This window comes from Streptomyces violaceorubidus, assembly GCF_000717995.1.
Lineage (GTDB): Bacteria > Actinomycetota > Actinomycetes > Streptomycetales > Streptomycetaceae > Streptomyces > Streptomyces violaceorubidus.
This window is the reverse complement of the sequence record NZ_JODM01000031.1, coordinates 36107-55235: the sequence shown is the minus strand read 5'-3', so window position 1 is coordinate 55235 and position 19129 is coordinate 36107. Positions and strand designations below refer to the sequence as shown.

General features: G+C 72.5%; 18 protein-coding genes and 1 riboswitch. Of the genes, 3 read left to right on the top strand and 15 right to left on the bottom strand.

Features of this window, described 5'->3' with window-relative positions:
• Positions 1 to 14: 14 nt before the first annotated feature.
• The 14 genes from IE94_RS0128695 to IE94_RS0128630 form a co-directional block, all read right to left on the bottom strand.
• Positions 15 to 1331: an SAM-dependent methyltransferase gene (locus tag IE94_RS0128695; RefSeq protein WP_030189926.1), complete on the bottom strand. Its 1317-nt coding sequence runs from the start codon at positions 1329 to 1331 to the stop codon at positions 15 to 17.
• A 235-nt stretch (positions 1332 to 1566) separates the two neighbouring features.
• Positions 1567 to 2982, bottom strand: a complete 1416-nt coding sequence (locus IE94_RS0128690) for an NAD(P)/FAD-dependent oxidoreductase (RefSeq protein WP_037923796.1) — start codon at positions 2980 to 2982, stop codon at positions 1567 to 1569.
• A gap of 479 nt (positions 2983 to 3461) precedes the next feature.
• The gene (locus tag IE94_RS0128685; RefSeq protein ID WP_030189919.1) at positions 3462 to 4403 is read right to left on the bottom strand and encodes a Ppx/GppA phosphatase family protein; all 942 of its coding nucleotides are present in this window, start codon (positions 4401 to 4403) and stop codon (positions 3462 to 3464) included.
• Positions 4400 to 4939 carry a DUF501 domain-containing protein gene (locus tag IE94_RS0128680; RefSeq protein WP_030189915.1) on the bottom strand — a complete coding sequence of 180 codons (540 nt, stop codon included), beginning with the start codon at positions 4937 to 4939 and terminating at the stop codon, positions 4400 to 4402. Before IE94_RS0128680 ends, IE94_RS0128685 begins: the two co-directional genes overlap by 4 nt.
• A 108-nt stretch (positions 4940 to 5047) precedes the next feature.
• Positions 5048 to 5530, bottom strand: coding sequence for a cell division protein DivIC (gene divIC, locus IE94_RS0128675; protein ID WP_030189914.1), 483 nt, complete (start codon positions 5528 to 5530; stop codon positions 5048 to 5050).
• A gap of 96 nt (positions 5531 to 5626) precedes the next feature.
• Positions 5627 to 6907, bottom strand: coding sequence for a phosphopyruvate hydratase (gene eno / locus IE94_RS0128670; protein WP_030189912.1), 1281 nt, complete (start codon positions 6905 to 6907; stop codon positions 5627 to 5629).
• Positions 6908 to 7179: 272 nt separating this feature from the next.
• Positions 7180 to 7908 carry a transglycosylase family protein gene (locus tag IE94_RS0128665; protein ID WP_030189910.1) on the bottom strand — a complete coding sequence of 243 codons (729 nt, stop codon included), beginning with the start codon at positions 7906 to 7908 and terminating at the stop codon, positions 7180 to 7182.
• 3 nt (positions 7909 to 7911) lie between these two features.
• Positions 7912 to 8078: riboswitch (cyclic di-AMP (ydaO/yuaA leader) on the bottom strand.
• Between the two features lie 183 nt (positions 8079 to 8261).
• Entirely contained in the window at positions 8262 to 9287 is a 1026-nt protein-coding gene (locus IE94_RS0128660; protein WP_030189908.1) for a transglycosylase family protein, read from the bottom strand.
• A 143-nt stretch (positions 9288 to 9430) separates the two neighbouring features.
• Entirely contained in the window at positions 9431 to 10750 is a 1320-nt protein-coding gene (locus IE94_RS0128655) for a cytochrome P450 family protein (RefSeq protein ID WP_030189906.1), read from the bottom strand.
• Complete coding sequence (locus IE94_RS0128650) at positions 10747 to 11724, bottom strand: nucleoside triphosphate pyrophosphohydrolase (RefSeq protein ID WP_030189903.1); 978 nt, start codon at positions 11722 to 11724, stop codon at positions 10747 to 10749. Before IE94_RS0128650 ends, IE94_RS0128655 begins: the two co-directional genes overlap by 4 nt.
• A 76-nt stretch (positions 11725 to 11800) precedes the next feature.
• The gene (locus IE94_RS0128645) at positions 11801 to 12451 is read right to left on the bottom strand and encodes a SurA N-terminal domain-containing protein (protein WP_030189901.1); all 651 of its coding nucleotides are present in this window, start codon (positions 12449 to 12451) and stop codon (positions 11801 to 11803) included.
• Positions 12452 to 12658: 207 nt separating this feature from the next.
• Positions 12659 to 14149 carry a serine/threonine protein kinase PkaE gene (gene pkaE / locus IE94_RS0128640; protein WP_280922731.1) on the bottom strand — a complete coding sequence of 497 codons (1491 nt, stop codon included), beginning with the start codon at positions 14147 to 14149 and terminating at the stop codon, positions 12659 to 12661.
• A 38-nt stretch (positions 14150 to 14187) separates the two neighbouring features.
• Complete coding sequence (locus IE94_RS0128635) at positions 14188 to 14787, bottom strand: hypothetical protein (RefSeq protein WP_030189897.1); 600 nt, start codon at positions 14785 to 14787, stop codon at positions 14188 to 14190.
• A 133-nt stretch (positions 14788 to 14920) separates the two neighbouring features.
• Positions 14921 to 16963 carry an N-6 DNA methylase gene (locus IE94_RS0128630; RefSeq protein WP_030189895.1) on the bottom strand — a complete coding sequence of 681 codons (2043 nt, stop codon included), beginning with the start codon at positions 16961 to 16963 and terminating at the stop codon, positions 14921 to 14923.
• Between the two features lie 212 nt (positions 16964 to 17175).
• Here IE94_RS0128630 and IE94_RS0128625 point away from each other — a divergent pair, with 212 nt between their 5' ends.
• On the top strand, positions 17176 to 17712 hold the full coding sequence (locus tag IE94_RS0128625; protein WP_030189893.1) for a hypothetical protein: 537 nt from the start codon (positions 17176 to 17178) through the stop codon (positions 17710 to 17712).
• Positions 17713 to 17789: 77 nt separating this feature from the next.
• A complete protein-coding gene (locus IE94_RS40055; RefSeq protein ID WP_157849404.1) occupies positions 17790 to 18053 on the top strand; it encodes a TetR/AcrR family transcriptional regulator in 264 nt (87 codons plus the stop codon).
• On the opposite strand, the gene IE94_RS0128620 is transcribed toward IE94_RS40055, so the two are convergent.
• Positions 17989 to 18762, bottom strand: coding sequence for an HNH endonuclease family protein (locus tag IE94_RS0128620; RefSeq protein WP_030189892.1), 774 nt, complete (start codon positions 18760 to 18762; stop codon positions 17989 to 17991). The two genes, IE94_RS40055 and IE94_RS0128620, sit on opposite strands and share 65 nt — an antisense overlap.
• Before the next feature lie 146 nt (positions 18763 to 18908).
• Between IE94_RS0128620 and IE94_RS0128615 the strand changes: the two genes are divergently transcribed.
• Positions 18909 to 19106, top strand: a complete 198-nt coding sequence (locus tag IE94_RS0128615) for an antitoxin (protein ID WP_030189890.1) — start codon at positions 18909 to 18911, stop codon at positions 19104 to 19106.
• The last annotated feature ends 23 nt before the right edge of the window (positions 19107 to 19129 follow it).

The following is a 19129-nucleotide window of genomic DNA, read 5'->3' as shown; positions in this document are numbered from 1 at the left end:
CAGGCCATGTGTGCTCAGGCCTGGCCGGGCGCACCCCACACACGGGCCCGCAACGGCATCCCGGAGGCGCCCGAGTCGGGCGTCTTCACGGCGAGGACCTGGTTGACGCCGATGCGGTTGCGCTCGAAGGCGAGCGCGGAGGCGGCCATGTACAGCTGCCAGACCCGGGCACGGCCGGGGCTGACCAGCCGGGTGGCCGCCGCCCAGTCGGACTCCAGGTTCGCCACCCAGCGGCGCAGGGTGAGCGCGTAGTGCTCGCGGATCGACTCCACGTCGCGGACCTCGAACCCGGCCCGCTCCAGCTGGGTGACGGTGGTGCCGACCGGGGCCAGCTCGCCGTCGGGGAAGACGTAGGCGTCGATGAACGCGTCGACGCTGTAGGCGGACTCGTCCCGCTGGGGGCGGCGGGCGATCTGGTGGTTCAGCAGCCGTCCGCCGGGCTTGAGCAGCTTGTGCAGGTCGGTGGCGTACTCCAGGTAGCGCTCGGCACCGACGTGTTCGGCCATGCCGATGGAGGAGATCGCGTCGTACGGTCCGTCCGCGACGTCCCGGTAGTCCTGGACGCGGATCTCCACGCGGTCGGTGAGCCCCTCGTCGGCCACCCGCTTGCGGGCGTAGGCGGCCTGTTCCTGGGAGAGGGTCACGCCGACGACGCTCACGCCGTGCTCGCGGGCCGCGTGGATCGCCATGGAGCCCCAGCCGCAGCCGACGTCGAGGAGACGCTGACCGGGGCTCAGGTTCAGCTTGCGGCTGACGAGTTCGAGCTTGTCGCGCTGGGCGTCCTCCAGCGTGCCGCCCTCGGCCGGCGGGGCGGGCCAGTAGGCGCAGGAGTACACCATGGAGGGGCCGAGGACGAGTTCGTAGAAGTCGTTGCCGACGTCGTAGTGGTGGCTGATGGCCCGCTTGTCGGTGCGCCTGGTGTGCAGGTGGCCGCGGGCCCGGCGGACCTCCTCCGGCGGCGGGGCGGGCGGCAGCGGCGGACCGGCGAGCCTCACCAGGCCGCGTACGGCGGCCCGGACCTCGGGGTCGCGCAGCGCCTCGACCAGACCGCGGGCGTCCTCGCCGCGCTCCCAGATGAGGCCGGCCATCAGCCCGAGGGCGGTGTAGAGGTCGCCCTCGATGTCGATGTCACCGGCCACCCAGGCGCGGGCCAGGCCCAGTTCACCCGGTTTGAACAGCAGACGGCGCAGTGCCCTGCGGTTGCGGACGACCAGCGTCGGCGCGCCCGGCGGACCCGCCTGCGAACCGTCCCAGGCGCGGATGCGCACCGGGAGAGGTGCCCCCAGCAACTGTTCGAAGAGGTTCTGCAGCCGCAGTGCGGCGTCAGCCATGGCGTCCTCCGTGACGAGCGATCCCGGAATGTCCAACACCACGTAAACACCTGGGAGCCCGCCGTACAGTCCCCGGCGCGCGTTACGACTCGGCAAAATAGCTGTACACACCAACGGTCTTGTCGTCCGGGCGGCGCGGCACGCGCGCACCGCGAAGGGGCCGTCCGCACCACGGATGGCGGACGGCCCCTTCGGGGTACTGCTCGAGACTGCTGCGGCCTGGAGCGACAGGGCGTCAGGAGGCCTTGGCCTCGGTCTTCTCCTGCTTCGCGGACTTCTCGCCCTGGTCGGCGGCCTTCGCCGCGACGGGCTTCGGAGCCGGCTTGGCGGCCTCGTAGAACTCCTCGCGCGGGGTCTCCATCGCACCGAGGGAGACGACCTCGCGCTTGAGGAACATGCCGAGCGTCCAGTCCGCGAAGACACGGATCTTGCGGTTCCAGGTCGGCATCGCCATGCCGTGGTAGCCGCGGTGCATGTACCAGGCGAGGCGGCCCTTGACCTTGATCTTCATCTTGCCCATGACGATCATCGCGACGCCCTTGTGCAGGCCGAGGCCCGCCACCGCGCCCTTGTTGGCGTGGCTGTACTCCTTCTGCGGGAAGCCCCGCATGCCGGAGATCACGTTGTCGCCGAGGACCTTGGCCTGGCGCAGCGCGTGCTGGGCGTTCGGCGGGCACCAGGCGTTCTCGTTGCCCGCCTTGCGGCCGACGAGGTCCGGCACCTGGGCGTTGTCGCCCGCGGCCCAGATGTAGTCGGTGCCCTGGACCTGGAGGGTCGCCTGGGTGTCGACGTGGCCGCGGGGGCCGAGCGGCAGACCGAAGCGGGCGAGCGCCGGGTTGGGCTTGACGCCGGCCGTCCACACGATGGTGTTGGAGTCGACCTCCAGCCCGTTCTTCAGCACCACGTGGCCGTCGACGCAGGAGTCCATGGAGGTGGACAGGTAGACCTCGACGCCGCGGCCCTCGAGGTGCTCCTTGCCGTACTGGCCGAGCTTGGGGCCGACCTCGGGGAGGATCTTGTCGGCGGCGTCCACGAGGATGAAGCGCATGTCCTCGCGGGAGACGTTGTTGTAGTACTTGGCCGCGTCGCGGGCCATGTCCTCGACCTCACCGATGGTCTCCGCGCCGGCGAAGCCGCCGCCGACGAAGACGAAGGTGAGCGCCTTGCGGCGGATCTCCTCGTCGGTGGTGGAGTCGGCCTTGTCCAGCTGCTCCAGGACGTGGTTGCGCAGACCGATGGACTCCTCGATGCCCTTCATGCCGATGCCCTGCTCGGCGAGGCCGGGGATCGGGAAGGTGCGGGAGACCGCGCCCATCGCGATGACCAGGTAGTCGAAGGGCAGCTCGTACGCCTCGCCGACCAGCGGCGCGACGGTGGCGACCTTGCGGTCCTGGTCGATGGTGGTGACCCGGCCGGTGAGGACCTCCGCCTTCGGAAGCACGCGCCGCAGGGGGACGACGACGTGCCGCGGGGAGATGCTGCCGGCGGCGGCTTCGGGGAGGAAGGGCTGGTAGGTCATGTACGACCGCGGGTCGACGACGGTGACGGTCGCCTCGCCGTAACGCATCTTCTTCTGGATGCGTCGAGCTGCGTACAGGCCTACGTACCCACCGCCTACTACGAGGATCCTGGGACGCTCCGTGGTGCTCATGCCATCGAGTATCCACCCGACTGAGGGGGGTGGATCGTGCGCCCCTTCACAAGGTTCGGTGGAGGCTGTGCTACTATCCGCCGCTCACGTGACGGAGATCATGGCGGTGGGAGGAACCAGCGTGTAGGGGACCCCGTTGTCAATGCCGCGTGAGCTGCGCCTCCGCGACTCCGGAACGGTGGACCACCCTTGCGCGAGGGCGCCGACTGATCCCTTCCCGACACCGACCTGAACACGTTCAAAGGGCTGTTGAAACCCCAAAAGGGTCAACGCGCGCGCTTTCGTCGCCCGACGGGGCCCAATTCCTTGTGAAGAACTTCACGAACTTTCCCGACGGCACGTCACCGGGGGACCCGAGAGGCCCCCCGGCACCCGCTCAATCGTCGTCCGCCCTGCTCAGACCGCTACCGCCGGGCCACCGCGGGCACCCCGCGCAAGCCCCCGCGCAGGCACCCCGTGCAAGCCCCCGCGCGAGCGCCCTACGCGATCGACCACGCGATGCCGTCGAGGATGTCGTGCTCGCTGACGACGACCTCCTCCGCGCCCGTCCGCTCCATGATCGCCAGCAGCACCAGGGACCCGGCCGCGATCACGTCGACCCGGCCCGGATGCAGGGAAGGAACCGCCGCACGCTCCGCGTGGGTGGAGCGCAGCAGCCAGTCGGTGATCTCCCGGACCCGGTGGAGCGGGACGCGGGAGTGGTGGATGGCGGCGGAGTCGTACTCCGGCAGCTCCTGCGCGATCGCGGACACCGTCGTCACCGACCCGGCGAGCCCCACCAGCGTGCGTGCCTCGCGCAGTGGAACGGACTGCTCGGCGAGGTCCAGGGCCGCCTCGATGTCGGCCCGTACGGCCGCGACCTGAGCCTCGGACGGCGGGTCGGTCACCGCGCCGTCGCGCACCAGGTGCCGCTCGGTCATCCGGACGCAGCCGACGTCCACGGAGCGGGCGGCCCGCACGTGGTCGTCGCCGACGACGAACTCGGTGGAGCCGCCGCCGATGTCCACGACCAGGTAGGGCCTGCCGAGGTCCGCGCGGCCGGTCAGCTCCTTCGTCGCCCCGGTGAAGGAGAACTCGGCCTCCTGGTCGCCCGAGATGACCTCGGGCTCGACGCCCAGGATGTCCAGCACCCCGCGCACGAAGTCGTCCCGGTTCTCCGCGTCGCGGGAGGCGGAGGTCGCCACGAAACGCAGCCGCTCGGCGCCGTGCGCCTTGACGACCTCGGCGTACTCCCGGCACGCGGCGAAGGTCCGCTCCAGCGCCTCGGGCGCCAGCCGCCCGGTCCGGTCGACGCCCTGGCCGAGCCGCACGATGGTCATGCGCCGGTCCAGGTCGGTCAGCGCGCCCGTCGCCGGGTCCACGTCGGCCACCAGCAGCCGGATCGAGTTCGTACCGCAGTCGATGGCGGCGACCCGGGTCACTTGGCGTCCTCCCCGCAGGTCTCGGAGAGAGTCACGCACGGCCCCTTGCGCCACCACTCGGGCAGCATCGCGATCGCCTCGTCGCCCAGCGGGTTGACCCCGGGACCGGCGGCCAGCGAGTGGGCGACCAGCACGTGCAGGCACTTCACGCGGTCCGGCATGCCGCCCGCGCTCGGGAAGCCGGTCAGCTCCTCGATCTCGTCCCGGCGCCGGACGTAGTCCTCGTGCGCGGCGCGGTAGGCGGCGGCCAGCTCCGGGTCGGTGCCCAGGCGCTCGGTCATCTCCTTCATCACGCCGTTCGCCTCCAGCGTGCCGATGGCGGAGGCCGCCTTCGGGCACGTCAGGTAGTACAGCGTGGGGAAGGGCGTGCCGTCGGGCAGCCGCGGCGCCGTCTCCACGACGTCCGGCTGACCGCACGGGCAGCGGTGCGCGATGGCGCGCAGGCCGCGCGGGGGGCGTCCGAGCTGCTGCTTGAAGGCCGCCACGTCCGCGTCGGTCGGCTCGGTGCGCGGGGTGGTCGGCGGGGGAGTCTGCATGACTGTCTTCTGCTGGTCTTCCTGTTGAGTCACTGCCGGAGCGGCCGGTACGGCCGGATCGGAGCTGCCACCACGGTCGGTGCGATCGGCACGGTCGGCGCGGTCGGTTCACTGCCGGTGGGCGGCGGCGTCGGCCTTGTCGACCCCGTCCCACACGTTCCGGTACCAGGGGCGGTCCGCGGCGCCGGCCTCGGCACGGGTCTGCTCGGCCGCCTCCGGGTCGACGACGACGAACCCCGTCTCCCCCGGCATCACGTAGTGCAGCCGCAGCCGGACCTGCTGCTCGGCGTAGGCGTCGTCCTGCCAGCGTGCCTTGAGGTCGCGCAGGTCCTCGACCCGCTGCCGGGTCTCCCGCTGCTCCCGCTGGAGATCGGCGACCTCGGCGCGCTGGGCGACGTACTGCCGTATCGGGTAGGCGAGCGCCACGACGAGCGAGCAGAACACCATCGCGAGCAGCGCGGCCCGGCCGGTCAGCCGGGAGCGCCGGGCCTGGCGCCTGGTCTGCGAACGGTAGACCCGGGCCGCGGTCTGCTCCCCGATGATCCTGATCCTGGTCGCGGTGGAGAAACGGTCCCGGTCCTTCACGGCCATCTGGTCTCCGCCTCCCGTGCACGCGCGTACGTCCCCGCACACGGTACGGGACCGGATACGGGGACGTACGTACGACGCTGCCTTCTACCGGGGCGGTCAGCCCTTGAAGCGGGGGAACGCGCTGCGGCCGGCGTACACCGCGGCGTCGTCGAGGATCTCCTCGATGCGCAGCAGCTGGTTGTACTTGGCGACGCGCTCGGAGCGGGCCGGGGCACCGGTCTTGATCTGGCCGCAGTTGGTGGCGACGGCCAGGTCGGCGATGGTGACGTCCTCGGTCTCGCCGGAGCGGTGGGACATCATGCACTTGAAGCCGTTGCGCTGGGCCAGCTCCACCGCGTCCAGGGTCTCGGTCAGCGAACCGATCTGGTTGACCTTGACCAGCAGGGCGTTGGCCGAGTTCTCCTCGATGCCGCGGGCCAGGCGCTCCGGGTTGGTGACGAACAGGTCGTCGCCGACCAGCTGGACCTTGTCGCCGAGCTTGGCGGTGATGGTCTTCCAGCCGTCCCAGTCGTCCTCGAACAGCGGGTCCTCGATGGAGACCAGCGGGTACGCCTCGACCAGCTCGGCGTAGTACTCGGTCATCTCGGCGGCGGTGCGCTCCTTGCCCTCGAAGGTGTAGGAGCCGTCCTTGTAGAACTCGGACGCGGCGACGTCGAGCGCGAGGGCGATCTGCTCGCCGGGGGTGTAGCCGGCCTCCTTGATCGCCTCCAGGATGAGGTCGAGGGCCTCGCGGTTGGAGCCGAGGTTCGGGGCGAAGCCGCCCTCGTCGCCGAGGCCGGTGGCCAGGCCCTTGTTCTTCAGGACCTTCTTGAGCGTGTGGTAGACCTCGGCGCCCCAGCGCAGGGCCTCGGAGAAGGACTCCGCGCCGATCGGCGCGATCATGAACTCCTGGATGTCCACGTTGGAGTCGGCGTGCGAGCCGCCGTTCAGGATGTTCATCATCGGCACCGGCAGCAGGTGCGCGTTCGGACCGCCCAGGTAGCGGAAGAGCGGCAGGTCGCTGGCCTCGGAGGCGGCGTGGGCGACGGCCAGGGAGACGCCGAGGATGGCGTTGGCGCCGAGCGAGCCCTTGTTGTCGGTGGCGTCCAGGTCGAACATGGCCTGGTCGATCAGGCGCTGCTCGGTGGCGTCGTAGCCGACCAGCTCCGGGCCGATCTGCTCGATGACGGCCAGCACGGCCTTCTCGACGCCCTTGCCGAGGTAACGGCTCTGGTCGCCGTCACGGAGTTCGATGGCCTCGAAGGCACCGGTGGAGGCGCCGGACGGAACGGCGGCACGACCCGTGCTGCCGTCGTCGAGGCCGACCTCGACCTCGACCGTGGGGTTGCCTCGGGAGTCCAGGATTTCCCGGGCTACGACGACGTCGATGGACGGCACGAGCATCTCCTTCTTCAATGTGACGCTTCGGTGTGACGCGCGGGTCCCGCGGGACCGCGGCGGCTCTGCGGGACCGAGCCTAACCGGCTCCGGGCGATCGGCCAGCCGATCGCCCACCCGCTGGACAGAACCGAGAGTAAATTGTTTCCGAACGGAACAAAGACGTTTCCGGAAACCGGCCGGGCACCCCGCGAGCGCGGGACGTGAAAAACCCGCCCCGGTGCGTACGGGGGAACACGCACCGGGGCGGGAGTCGCGGGAGCCGCCGCCGCTTACTTGAGGTGCAGCTGCTGGCCCGGGTAGATCAGGTCGGCGTCGTCGACGATGTCGTCGTTCAGCTTGAACAGCTTCGCCCAGCCGCCCTTGACGTGGTGCTCCTCGGCGATCGAGCTGAGGGTGTCGCCCTTGACGACCTTGTACTCGCCGTCGCCCTTCTCGACCTTCTTGCCGGTCGGGGTGGTGACGGTCTTCTTCTCGGCCTTCTCGGTCTTCCGCTCCGCGGCGGGACGCTCCGAGGAGCGGGAGGCCTTCTGCTCGGTGGAGCGCTCGGCGGTGGCACCGCCGCTCTGGCTCTGCGCGCTCTCGGAGCTGCCGGAGCCGCTGTCCTGCGAGCCGCCACCGGTGTACGCGGCGCCCGACAGACCGGTGCCGCAGACCGGCCAGGCACCCTTGCCCTGGCTCGCGAGCACCTTCTCGGCGATCTGGATCTGCTGGGACTTGCTCGCCTGGTCGGCGGTGGAGGCGTACTGCGTACCGCCGTAGGCGGCCCAGGTGGAGGCGGAGAACTGCAGACCGCCGTAGTAACCGTTGCCGGTGTTGATGGACCAGTTGCCGCCGGACTCGCACTGGGCGACGGCGTCCCACTCGGACGCGGTGGCGGCGGAGGCGTTGCCGGCCGCCATCAGCGGAGCGGCGACGGCGACACCGGTGACACCGGCGACGGCGATGGCACGGGTGGCCTTGGACGGACGACGGTGCTTGCCCTTGCCGGAAAACAGCATGGTTGATCCCCTCACCGACGCCTGCGAGGTGAGCTGTCGGGTTCGGGCCGGTTGAGTTGCCCGGCCGGGTTCCTCGCGGAACTCGGCTCCACCCCTAGCCGCTCCGGGCGAACTGCCCGGTACGGCGCTTACCTTGGGTCCCCCGCTCCTGCCTGCGGCGCTTGACGCGACGACTGTTCCCGTACGGCCGCTGGCAGGATTCGGCGTTGCGGCTGTCGGGGCCCGCGGTGGCGAGCGGTCATGACCGTAGACACGCGCTCCGCGGATTTTCAAAGACGATCACGGCTTCTGAGACCTATCTCTCACGAGATCCAAATAGGACATACGGTCTCTAACCGTGACGCGAACTGCCCCTACTTTTCGCCCGATTCGCCCGTGAGAGTAAGCGTCTGACCGGGCAGGATGCGATCGGGGTCGGCACCGACGACGGTCTCGTTGTCGGCGTACAGCGAGGGCCACCCGCCCTCGACCTCAAGGGAGTCGGCGATGGCCCACAGACTGTCGCCCGCGCGGACGACGTAACGGCCGCCTCCGACCGCCTCCCGCGCGTCACCGTCGCGCGAGGCGTGCCGCCCCGTCGACGTGTCCGTGAGGCCCGCCTTCCCCGCACCCTCCTCCGCGCTGTCGCCGCGGTGCCGGCCGGCACCGGACGAGCCCTCGGTCTCCTGCGGTTCGGCCCGGGTGGAGGGGTCGGATTCGGGCGAAGTGTCCGGCTTGGCGGACTGGTCCGCGTCCTCGGACAAGCCGCCCGAACCGTCGGACGAGGCGTCGGACGAGGCGTCAGACGACGGCGACGAAGAGGGTGAAGGGGACGAAGAGGACGTCCCGGAGCTCGACTCCGACGTCCCTTCCCCGTTGGACGAGTCGGGCGACGGGGACGACTCGGGCGTTTTGGTGGTCGTGGGTGAATCGGACGACTTGGTGGTGTCCGTCCCCCCCGAGGTGTCCGAACCCTCCGACGCCCCGTCTCCGGCCGCGTCCGAGCCGCCGCCCGCGGCCCCGGAGTCGTTGCCCAGACCGGCGAGCAGACCGCAGGTCGGCCAGGCGGCGATGCCCTGGTCCGCGCGCATCCGCTCGGCGATTCTTATCTGCTGGGAGCGGCTGGCCTGGTCGGCACTGGGGGCGTAGTCCAAGCCGCCGTACTGCTCCCAGGCCTTCTGGGACAGTTGCAGGCCGCCGTAGTACCCGTTGCCGCTGTTCTGGCTCCAGGCGCCGCCGGTCTCGCACTCGGCCACCTGGTCCCAGGCCGCCGAGTCGGCCGCGTGCGCGCCGGTGGCACCGAGCAGCGGGATCGCGATGGCGGAGCCGGTCACTCCGGCGGCGACGACCAGAGCGGGTGCCTGGCGGGGGCGGCGGTGACGACCGTTCCCGGAGAGCATGCGACGACCTTTCACAAGACGACGGGGGCCACGCGGCGGATGACGCTCGCCACCACGTTGATCCGTGAACGTATAGGGAGATCATCACTAGTCACAAGTTCATGCCGCGCAGATCACGTGAAGATCACAGAGCTGAGCGCGTGTCACCTTCGCGGCGTCGACGCACCGTTGCCGGCCGATGACGCGAACGGCGTGAAGGCCACCGGCAAGGTGCGCAGGCCCCGCATGATGAGGCCGCCGCGCCAACGGAGTTCGGCCGGGTCCGCGGCGAGGCGGAGGTCCGGCAGCCGGGTGAGGAGCGTGGCCAGCGCCGTCTGCCCCTCCAGCCGGGCGAGCGGGGCGCCGAGGCAGTAGTGGATGCCGTGGCCGTACCCCAGGTGCTGGCTGTCGCGCCGGGCGAGGTCCAGGGTGTCCGGGTCGCTGAACCGCTCCGGGTCCCGGTCGGCGGCGGCGAGGACGACGAGGACGGGGTCGCCGGCCGCGACGTCCTGGCCGCCGATGGTCAGCGGCCTGGTGGCGAAGCGCCAGGTGGCCAGCTCCACCGGGCCGTCGTAGCGCAGCAGTTCCTCGACGCCGGTCTCCAGCAGACCCCGCTCCCCGGCGGCGAGGGAGGCCTGCAGCCGCTCCCGCTGCTCGGGGTGGGTGAGCAGGGCGAAGAGGCCGTTGCCCACGAGGTTCACGGTGGTCTCGAAGCCGGCGAAGAGCAGGATGAAGGCCATGGCCGCGGCCTCGTTCTCCGTGAGGTGCTCGCCGTGGTCGGAGGCGCGGATCAGGCCGGAGATGAGGTCCTCGCCCGGCGTCGGCTCGGGCGGCAGCGCGGCGCGCTTGCGGTGGATGAGCTCGGCCAGGTATCCGCGCATCTTCTTCACGGACCGCGCCACACCGCCCCGCGGCCCGCCCCCGTGACGGATCATCATGCCCGCCCAGTCCCGGAAGTCGTCCTGGTCCTCGCGGGGGACGCCGAGCAGGTCGCAGATGGCGTAGATGGGCAGGGGGAAGGCGAACTCGTGGATCAGGTCGGCGGAGCCGGTGGCGGCGAACCGGTCGATGAGACCGTCGGCCAGCTCCTGCACCCGGGGGCCGAACTCGGCCACCCGGCGGGGCGTGAACGCCTTGCTGACCAGTCGGCGCAGCCGGGTGTGGTCCGGCGGGTCGATGTTCAGCAGATGGGTCATCAGCTCGGCCTTCCGCTCCCCCGGAATGCCGGTCTTGCCCTTGGCGTGCGCGGGCTCGTCGTGGTGCGCCGGGTTCTTGGACAGCTGCGGGTCGGCGAGGGCCTGCTTCGCGTCGGCGTACCGGGTGACCAGCCAGGCCTCCACTCCGCTGGGCAGCCGGGTGCGGTGCACGGGGGCGTGTTCGCGCAGCCAGGCGTAGGCGGGGTAGGGGTCGCTCGCGAACTCCCAGGTGAACAGCTCGGGGGCGGGGCCGGAAGCGGGGCCGGGAACGGGCGGGTGGCCGGTCATCCCTCGACCGCCCTGATCGCGTCCCGGTACGCCCGGGCCGCTGCTCTCAGGGCCGCCTCGGGGTCGGTGCCCTCGGACTCGGCCCGGGCGGCGAGGGCGAGCAGCTGGTAGCCGACGCCCTCGCCGGAGGGCAGCGGGACGTCCAGGTCGGCGGTGCGGACGCGGGAGTGGAGCTTGGCGGCGAGGGCGAGGCCGGGCTGGCCGAGGGGGACGCCCTCGGTGACCGAGGTGCGCTGCTTCTCGACGGCCTTGGTGCGCAGCCAGTGCTCCCGGACCTCCTCGGGGGTGTCGGCGCTCTCGTCGCCGAAGACGTGCGGGTGGCGGTGGACGAGCTTGTCGACGATGGTGCCGGCCACGTCGTCGACGGAGAACGGGGCGTCGGGGTCGTCCTCGGCGATGCGGGCGTGGAAGACGACCTGGAGGAGCACGTCGCCCAACTCCTCCCGCAGTTCGTCGCGGTCGCCGTCCTCGATGGCCTCGACGAGTTCGTACGCCTCCTCGATGGCGTACTTGGCCAGGCCCTTGTGGGTGCGCTGCGAGGACCAGGGGCATTCGAGGCGGATGCGGTCCATGACCTGGACGAGGTCGAGGAGGCGGGCGCCCGGGAGGTCGTAGGAGGCGGGGAGCAGTTCGAGGTCGGGCATGGCGACGCGGCCGGTGCCGGCGAGGCGGGCCAGGCCGTCGGTGAGCGCGGGGTCGCCCTCGCCGGTCGCGACGACCACCGCGGTGCGGCCGCCGGCGCAGGCGGCCACCAGCTCCTGTGCGGTCGGGGCCGCCTCGTCGACCCGGATGCCCGCCTCGCGCAGGTACGGCAGCTGCGGGTGGGCCGCGTCGGCGCACAGGACGCGGTCGGCGGTGCGCAGGGCCTGCCAGGCGGGCCAGGACAGCAGGCCGGGAGCGACGCGGTGGCTGGTGGTGAGCAGGACGATCCGGCCCTGGTCGGGGGCGGTCGCGCCGGCGGTGGTTGCGTTCACTCCCCGAACCTAACGCACCTCGCCGACGGCCCCCCGAGTTGTCCACAGGGGGCCGTATCGTCGCAGGTCGGTGGCGCTATGCCGGCTGCTGGGAGGCCGCCGCCGTGATCTCGCGCACCCATGGCGTCCGGGTGTCGACGCGGCTGCTCTTCTGGACGTCCCAGGTGCCGTAGCGCGGGTTGAGGTCGACGTCGAGCTTCTTGGACGCCTTGGACAGGGCCTGCCAGAACTCGGGGCGGCTGGTGTCGGTGCCGAGGCTCTGGGCGAGTTTCTGGGCCTCGATCTGGACGACGAGGTTGTCGTCGAGGCGGTCGGGGGCGACGCCGTACTGCTGGAGCCAGACCGTCTCCAGCTGCTCGGGGCCGCCGGCCTGCCCCTCCAGCTCGCCGCGCATGTCCTGGACCTCCTTGCGGCTGACGGTCACTCCGGCGTCCTGGGCGGCGCGGTGCAGGACCCGGTCGAGGACCATGCCGTGCAGGGTGTCGCGGGTGAGGGTGCCGGTCCGGGCGACGACCTGCTGGTACTGGGTGTCGTCGGGGACGGCGGCGCGCTGTGCCTCGCGCACCTCGTCGACGCGGTTCTCCAGTTGGGCGACGGTGATCCGCTGGTCGCCGACGACGGCCGCCGCGCCCGGATGCGCGTCGTTGCCGCAAGCGGTGAGCAGGGGTGCCGCTGCGGCGATCGCGGCGGTGAGGAGAAGCGCGGGGCGACGGCGGCGGCGGTGCAAGGGAACCTCCCGTTTGGAGATTGCAAGGGACAGGTGCGGCGCGTAGCGCCTCCACCAGGGGTGGTGGTCGGGCGACGGGCGGGCGCACAAAGTCTTGCGGTGATCGATGTTAGGCAGTGGCCCGGCTCTGGCCAACCCATTGGACCAACGATTCATCAGGACTTCGGGCACCGCCTCGCGCCCGGTCGTGTGGGCGGCGGCCGGTGGTCAGCCGCGCATCCGGCCCAGCCACTCCAGGGTGCGCCGGACGTCGGCCGCGAGCGGGTGGCCGGGGCCGTGGACGCGCTCCACGTCGTGCAGCAGCCGGGCCAGCGTGTCGTGGGCGGCGGCGCGGTCGCCGAGGGCGAGCAGGAGGTGCCCGACGCGGCGGCGGACGTCGTGGGCGAGGTCGGGGTCAGGGGCGACGTACTGGTTCTCGTAGTACGGCAGCAGTGCCCGGTACTCGGCGAGGGCGGCGGCGGGCTCGCCGAGCTGTTCCAGGCACTGGGCGGCGTCGTAGCGGTGGCGCAGGGACTGCGGGTCGGCGTGGCCGGCCTCGGCGGCGCGTTCGTCGGCGAGGCGGCGCAGTTCGGGCAGGGCGCGCCGGTACTGGCCGTCGTCGAGGAGAGTCGCCGCGTACTGCTTGCGCAGGGTGCGCACGACCGGGGAGCGTTCGCCGTGCTGTTCGGCGGCGGCGGGCAGGATCGCGCCGAGGACGTCGACGGCCTGGGTGATGCGGCCCTCGCCGAGCAGGCGTTTGACGTCGTCGACGGCGCGGGCGACGTCCGGCTTCCCGGCCTGCGCGGGAGCCGGCACGGGTGCCGGTCGCGGCGCGGGGGTGCGGGCGCGGTCGGGCCAGGGGGCGTGCGGGCGTACGAAGGGGCGGGTGGGGTCCAGGGGGCCGCCGGTGGGCATGCCGCGGGCGGGCAGCAGCAGCGCGAGGTGCTCGTAGACCTCCTGGGCGGAGCCGGGGCGGTGCTGCGGGTCCTTGGCGAGCAGGTGCAGGACCAGGGCTTCGAGCGCCTCCGGGACCTCGGGGCGGATGCGGCGCACGGGCAGCGGGGGCTCGTACAGGTGCCGGTGCAGCACGCCGAGCGCCGTGGAACCCGCGAACGGGACGTCGCCGCTGAGCAGTTCGTGCAGGAGGACGCCGAGTGCGTACAGGTCGGTGTACGGGCCGACGGCGCCGCCCATGGCCTGTTCGGGCGCCATGTAGGCGGGCGAGCCGATGGGGGTGCCGGTGTGGGTGAGGCGGGTGGTGTCGGCGTCCATGACGGAGGCGACGCCGAGGTCGAGGACGGTGACGGTGCCGTCCTGTTTGACCATGACGTTGCGCGGCTTGAGGTCGCGGTGGACGATCGGCACGGCGTGCACGGCGCTCAGTACGGCGCACAGCTGGGCGGCGACCGCGACGGCCCACTGCCACGGGTAGGGCGCGTGCTCGGCGAGGTGGTCGGAGAGGTCGGCGCCGTCGACGTACTGCATGACGAGGAACAGCTCCTCGCCCTCGCTGCCCGCGTCGTGCACGGTGACCAGGCCGGGGTGGTCGACCTGTGCGGTGATCCGGCACTCGCGCACGAACCGGCGGCGCAGTTCGTCGGCCTCCTGGCCGGCCACCTTGTCGGGGCGCAGCAGCTTCACCGCCACGCGCCGGTCCAGGCGCCGGTCGTAGGCCGTCCAGACCTGTCCCATGCCGCCCTGGCCGATGAGCGTGGCCAGCTCGTAGCGGCCGGCGACCACGCGTCCGGTCGCCACGGTCACCTTCCGCTCCGGGGGTGGCCGCCGTGGGGGTGGCCGCCGCCCTGGCCGCCGCCGTCGTGGTGGCCGCCGTCGTGGTGGCCGCCGTCGTGGTGGCGCAGGTAGGCGCTGAGCTCGTCGAGTTCGGCGCGGACCTGGTCGATGCGGGCGGGGGCCGGCTGGTGGTGCGACGGGGCGACGAGGGGCTGGACGGCGGGTGGCGGCGGGTACCCGGGAGCGTGGTGCGGGCCGGCGACGGGGGCGGGGTGCGGCCGATGGCCGGTGAAGGGGCGCGGGGCGGCGTGCAGGCGTATGTCGATCACCAGGAAGTACGCGGTGGCCGCTGCCCCGATGAGCAGCAGCCCGGCCGTCGCGGCGTCCGTCCGGTGGTCCGTCTCGGGCACCGAACCGACCACGGCGAGGCAGGCGATGGACAAGGGCATGCTCAGCCAGGCGGCCGTCCAGTCGTACCAGCGGCCGCGCAGGACGGCGACGCGGAACAGCGGTACACAGGCGAGCAGACCGCACGTCAGGAACCCGGCGGCGGCGTACAGCACGCGCAGGGTGATGACCGTGGCCGCGCCGCGGGTGGGCGGCGGCCCGGCGCTGTTGCCGTACATGACTGCTCCTGGACCGGTGGTGCCGACGTGCCGAACGGGCCGAGCCGTTCGGAGGGGGAGTCCGAGCGTATAGGCCGAGGCGGACAACGGGTCACGGTTGTGCCGAACCGTTGTCGGGCCGCCCGGCGGCCGGTCACCGGCCCGGGTCCACCGTGCCGTCCGTGAGCCCGTCGTACATGCCCCGCACCAGTTGTTCCCCGAGGCGGCCCGCGAGCCGCAGGGCGCGCTCGAACTCGTCGAGGGCGCGGAAGCGGTCGCCGTAGCCGCGCTGGGCGTCGAGGGGCAGTCGGGGCAGTTGGAGGCGCCGTACGTCGAGGCGGGTGGCGGTGGAGGCGTAGCTGCTGGCCTGCCGGTGGTTGGCGGTGCCGCGCAGGAACCCGGCGAGGAACCAGGGGTCGAGGGCGGTGGGGTCGGGACGCAGCAGCACGAGGTTGCGCCCGAGCGCGGCGCCGGCCGTGGCGTCGTCGATCACGCGGGCGACGGAGCCGCCGCCGAGCACGGGCACGACGACGTCGCCGGGCTCGGTCAGGACGGGTTCCTCGTCGCCCTCCGGGAGGGTGGCCGAGGGGCCGGTGCCGGTGAGGACGTCGTGGTCGGTGAGCAGCGGTACGCGCGCGTGGCCGCCGTTGGTGCCGGTGCGCAGGGTGAGGGCGCCGCCGCGGGCGAGTTCGCCGACGGTGGTGAGCGGCCGGTGGGGCGCGGGGCGCGAGGTGCCGGGGGGCGCGGGGGCGAGTCGCGCGGTCAGCCGCAGGGTCTCGTCCAGGCGCTCGCGCACGTCCGTGAGCCGTCCGGTGTCGCCGGCGGCGTCGGGGGGCGGCAGGTGGCGGGCGGGGGCCAGGTCGACGTCGTCGTCGAGGAGTTCGATGACGGGCACGCAGCGGGCCAGGCCCGGCCGTTCCTTGACCCCTCCGGTGCGGTCGAATTCGCCCCAGGCGCCGAGCATGGCCTCCCGCACGGACCGCCAGTCCGGTCCGCCGCGCCCCTCCCCGGCGAACTGCCCCGCGTCGGCGAGCAGGAGCCCGGGCCGCGCGGGCGCCCGCTCGGGCCGGCGCAGCACCCACAGGTGCAGGGGGAGGTTGTACGGGGGCGCGGCGCCGACCGGCAGGGCGATCACGCCGCGCAGCGCGCCCCGGCGCAGCAGGTCGGCGCGGATCCGGCGGCCGGAACGGCGGGAGGCCGCGGCGGGCGGCATGAGGACGACGACGGTGCCGCCGTCCCTGACCCGGGCCAGGGCGTGCTGCACCCAGGCCAGTTCGGATTCGGTGCGGGCCGGGAAGCCGTACTCCCAGCGGGGGTCGTAGGCGAGTTCGTCGTGGCCCCAGTTGCGTTCGTTGAACGGCGGGTGGCACAGCGCGGTGTCGGCGCGCAGGCCGGTGCGGGCGTCCGCGCGCAGGCTGTCCCCCGCGGCGATCCGCACGGCGGCGTCGGTGCTCAGGGCGAGGCGCAGCGCGGTGAGGGCGGCCAGTGCGGGGTCGTTGTCCTGGCCGTACAGCTCGGGGCCGGGCCCGGCGGTGGTGGCGGCGGCGCGGAGCAGGGATCCGGTGCCGCAGGCGGGGTCGAGGACCGTGCGGGCGGGGCCCGCGATTTCGGCCATCAGCTCGGCGAGCGGGTCCGGGGTGGGCGTGTACTGGCGCGGGTTGGCGTCGAGGTGCCGGCCGAGCAGGAACTCGTACGCCTTGCGGGCGCCGGGTCCGGCGGCGAGGTCGGCGGCGCCGCGCAGGAGCGGGGTGGAGGGGAGCAGCCGGGGGGCGTCCGGGGTGGTGACGGCGCGCTCGGGGCCGGGGCCGAAGCGGGCGTCGAGTACCTGGTCGAGGGCGGCGGGCAGCAGGGCGGCGAGGCGTTCGTCGGAGCCAGCGCTCGCCTCCAGCCAGAGGATGGGGCGGTCGTGGACGAGCAGAAGGGCGCAGCCGGCGTGCACCAGGGCGGCGGCGGGGCCCTCGGGGTGGCCGACGAGTTGCTGCCAGAGGCGTTCGCGTGGGGGGACCTCGGCGAGTTTTCCCTGGGCGCGCAGCCAGGCCTCGACGTCGGCGAGGGCGAAGGACGGGCTGGTCTCGGTGCCGCCGACCGGTCGGGGGAAGTCGGCGTGGCGGCGGCGCCAGTTGCTGACGGCGGCGCGGCCGACGCCGGCGAGCCGGGCGATGCCGGCGGCGGTCACCTCTGTCCCGTTGTCCTGCACGGTCGGGGCCCCCTCGTCCTGGTGTGTGGCGCCGATCCTACCGAGGGACGCGACTGGACTCCGATTCACATCGTGTACTCGCACCCTCCCGTGAACCATGTTGACTCGGTTCACAGCCTCTGCTCTGATTGACACATCGCACCGGCCGAGGCGAATGGGCTCCGGTTCACGGTCGATCGATTCGAGCTGTCTTTGGGGAGAGGACTGACGTCATGGGCATGAAGACCAAGATCGCGCTGGGTGCCGTGGTGGGGATCGCCGTCATCGGCGCGCTGTCGGCGAACTCGGCCGACGGGGACGGCGACGCCAGGAGCGAGAGCCGCACCTCGGCGAGCGCGGGCGAGAAGGCGGGCGGGGCGGCGTCGGACGGTGCCGCGAAGGCGGACGGCGGCGAGAAGGCGGACGGCGGGGCGAAGGCGGACGACGCGTCCGAGGCGGAGCCCGCCGAGGACAAGGCCGTCGAGAAGGCGTCCCAGGCCGAGCAGTTCAAGGCGTTCGTGCGCGAACACGGGACGCCCAAGGAGAAGGACGCCGTCTCCCACGTCACCAAGGTGCAGGGCGCCGACGAGCAGAACGACATCCTGGACGCCGCCGACGTCTACACCGACTTCACCGGCGGCATCATGGGCGAGGGCATGGGCCCGGCCAAGCTCCTCGCCTCCGCGTTCGCCGACTGGAAGGACAGCGAGAACGGCCTCGTCACGATCTACGACGCCGACGGCGAACTCCTCGGCAACGGCCAGTTCTGAGCGCCGGAACACGCTCACCGTCCACGGGGAGTCCCCGTCGCTCCCGGGCCGCGGCGAGCCCGTAACCGTCCACGCAGATCGACGGCACCGGCGCCGCCCTGCCCCAGGACCCGGACGCCGAGCTGCGCGCCGCACTCGTCGTCAGCACCCTGCCGGGCGTCGCCGCCGGTCACCAGCGGCTCGGCCTGTCACCCCTCCGGGAGACCCCCGCCGACCGCATCGCGGCCCTGCTCCGCCCGCCCTCGGGGCACTCGCGACCCCGCCGCGCCGGGCGCGTCAGCCCTGGCACTGCTTCGCCATCGTCGCCCGGTCCGCCTCGGTCACCGCCAGCGCGTACTTGACGGCGACCTGGGCGAAGCGGACGGCGTAGGCGCACCGGACCGACTTGGCGGGCGGCAGCCAGGAGGCCGGTCCGGAGTCGCTCTTGGCGGAGTTGGCGCGACCCTCGACGGGGAGCAGATTGAGCGGATCGTTGGCCAACTGCTCACGCTTGCCCTCCGGCCAGCGCGAGGAGCCCATCTGCCAGCTGTAGGACAGCGGCACGACGTGGTCGATCTGGACCTCGCTCGCCTTCTGCTTGCGCCACTCGATACTCGTCCCGGTGTACGGGTCGTCCAGCGTCATCGCGATGACCACACAGTCCGAGCCGGACTTGAAACGCACCTTCTCACCGTCGCGTTTCAGCACGTCGTTTCGCGTGTCGCAGCCGTTGCGGGCGAGCGGGACACCGTCGGCGGAGTCCATCCAGGCGTAGCCGAACTCGTCGCGGTCGTAGCCCGTCTTCGGACCGCGCCCCTTGGTCCTCAGCGTGTCGATCAGCTCGCGGGCACTCGCCCGCGCACGGTCGCCCGCGACCGGGGCGAGGCCCGGCCGGGTGCCGTCCGGGTTGTCCAGCGGGCTGACGGCGTGGCCGGAGACGGGGGCGTCGGCGCCGCTGCCCGGGGGCGGGGCGTCGTCGTCCGCCTCCAGGCCCTCGCAGCCGGTGACCAGGGCCAGGGCGAGGACCGCCCCCGCGGCCCATCCGGTACGGATCCTGCTGTGCCGCCTCATGCGCGCCCCTCCCCTTGCCGTTCGCAGCCACCACCGTAGCGAGGGAGAGGTCCGGGCCATAGTGGGCCTTAAGCGGGCGTCAGTGGGCACCCGGGACATATCTGCCGTACCGTCGACAGTGAGTCACGTCTCGGAAGGAGCTCTGCATGGGCATCCTCGACAAGATGAAGAGCATGGCCGGCAAGGACAAGGACAGGTCAAGGAAGATGTCCGACGCCGCCGAACGCCAGGTCAACCAGAGGACCGGCGGCAAGTACGAGAAGCAGGTCGACGCCGCGCAGCAGCAGGCCGAGGGCAGGATGGGCTTCGGGCGCGAGCAGGGCGGCGGCCGGGAGCAGCAGTAGCCGCTCCCCGTAAGGCGGACACG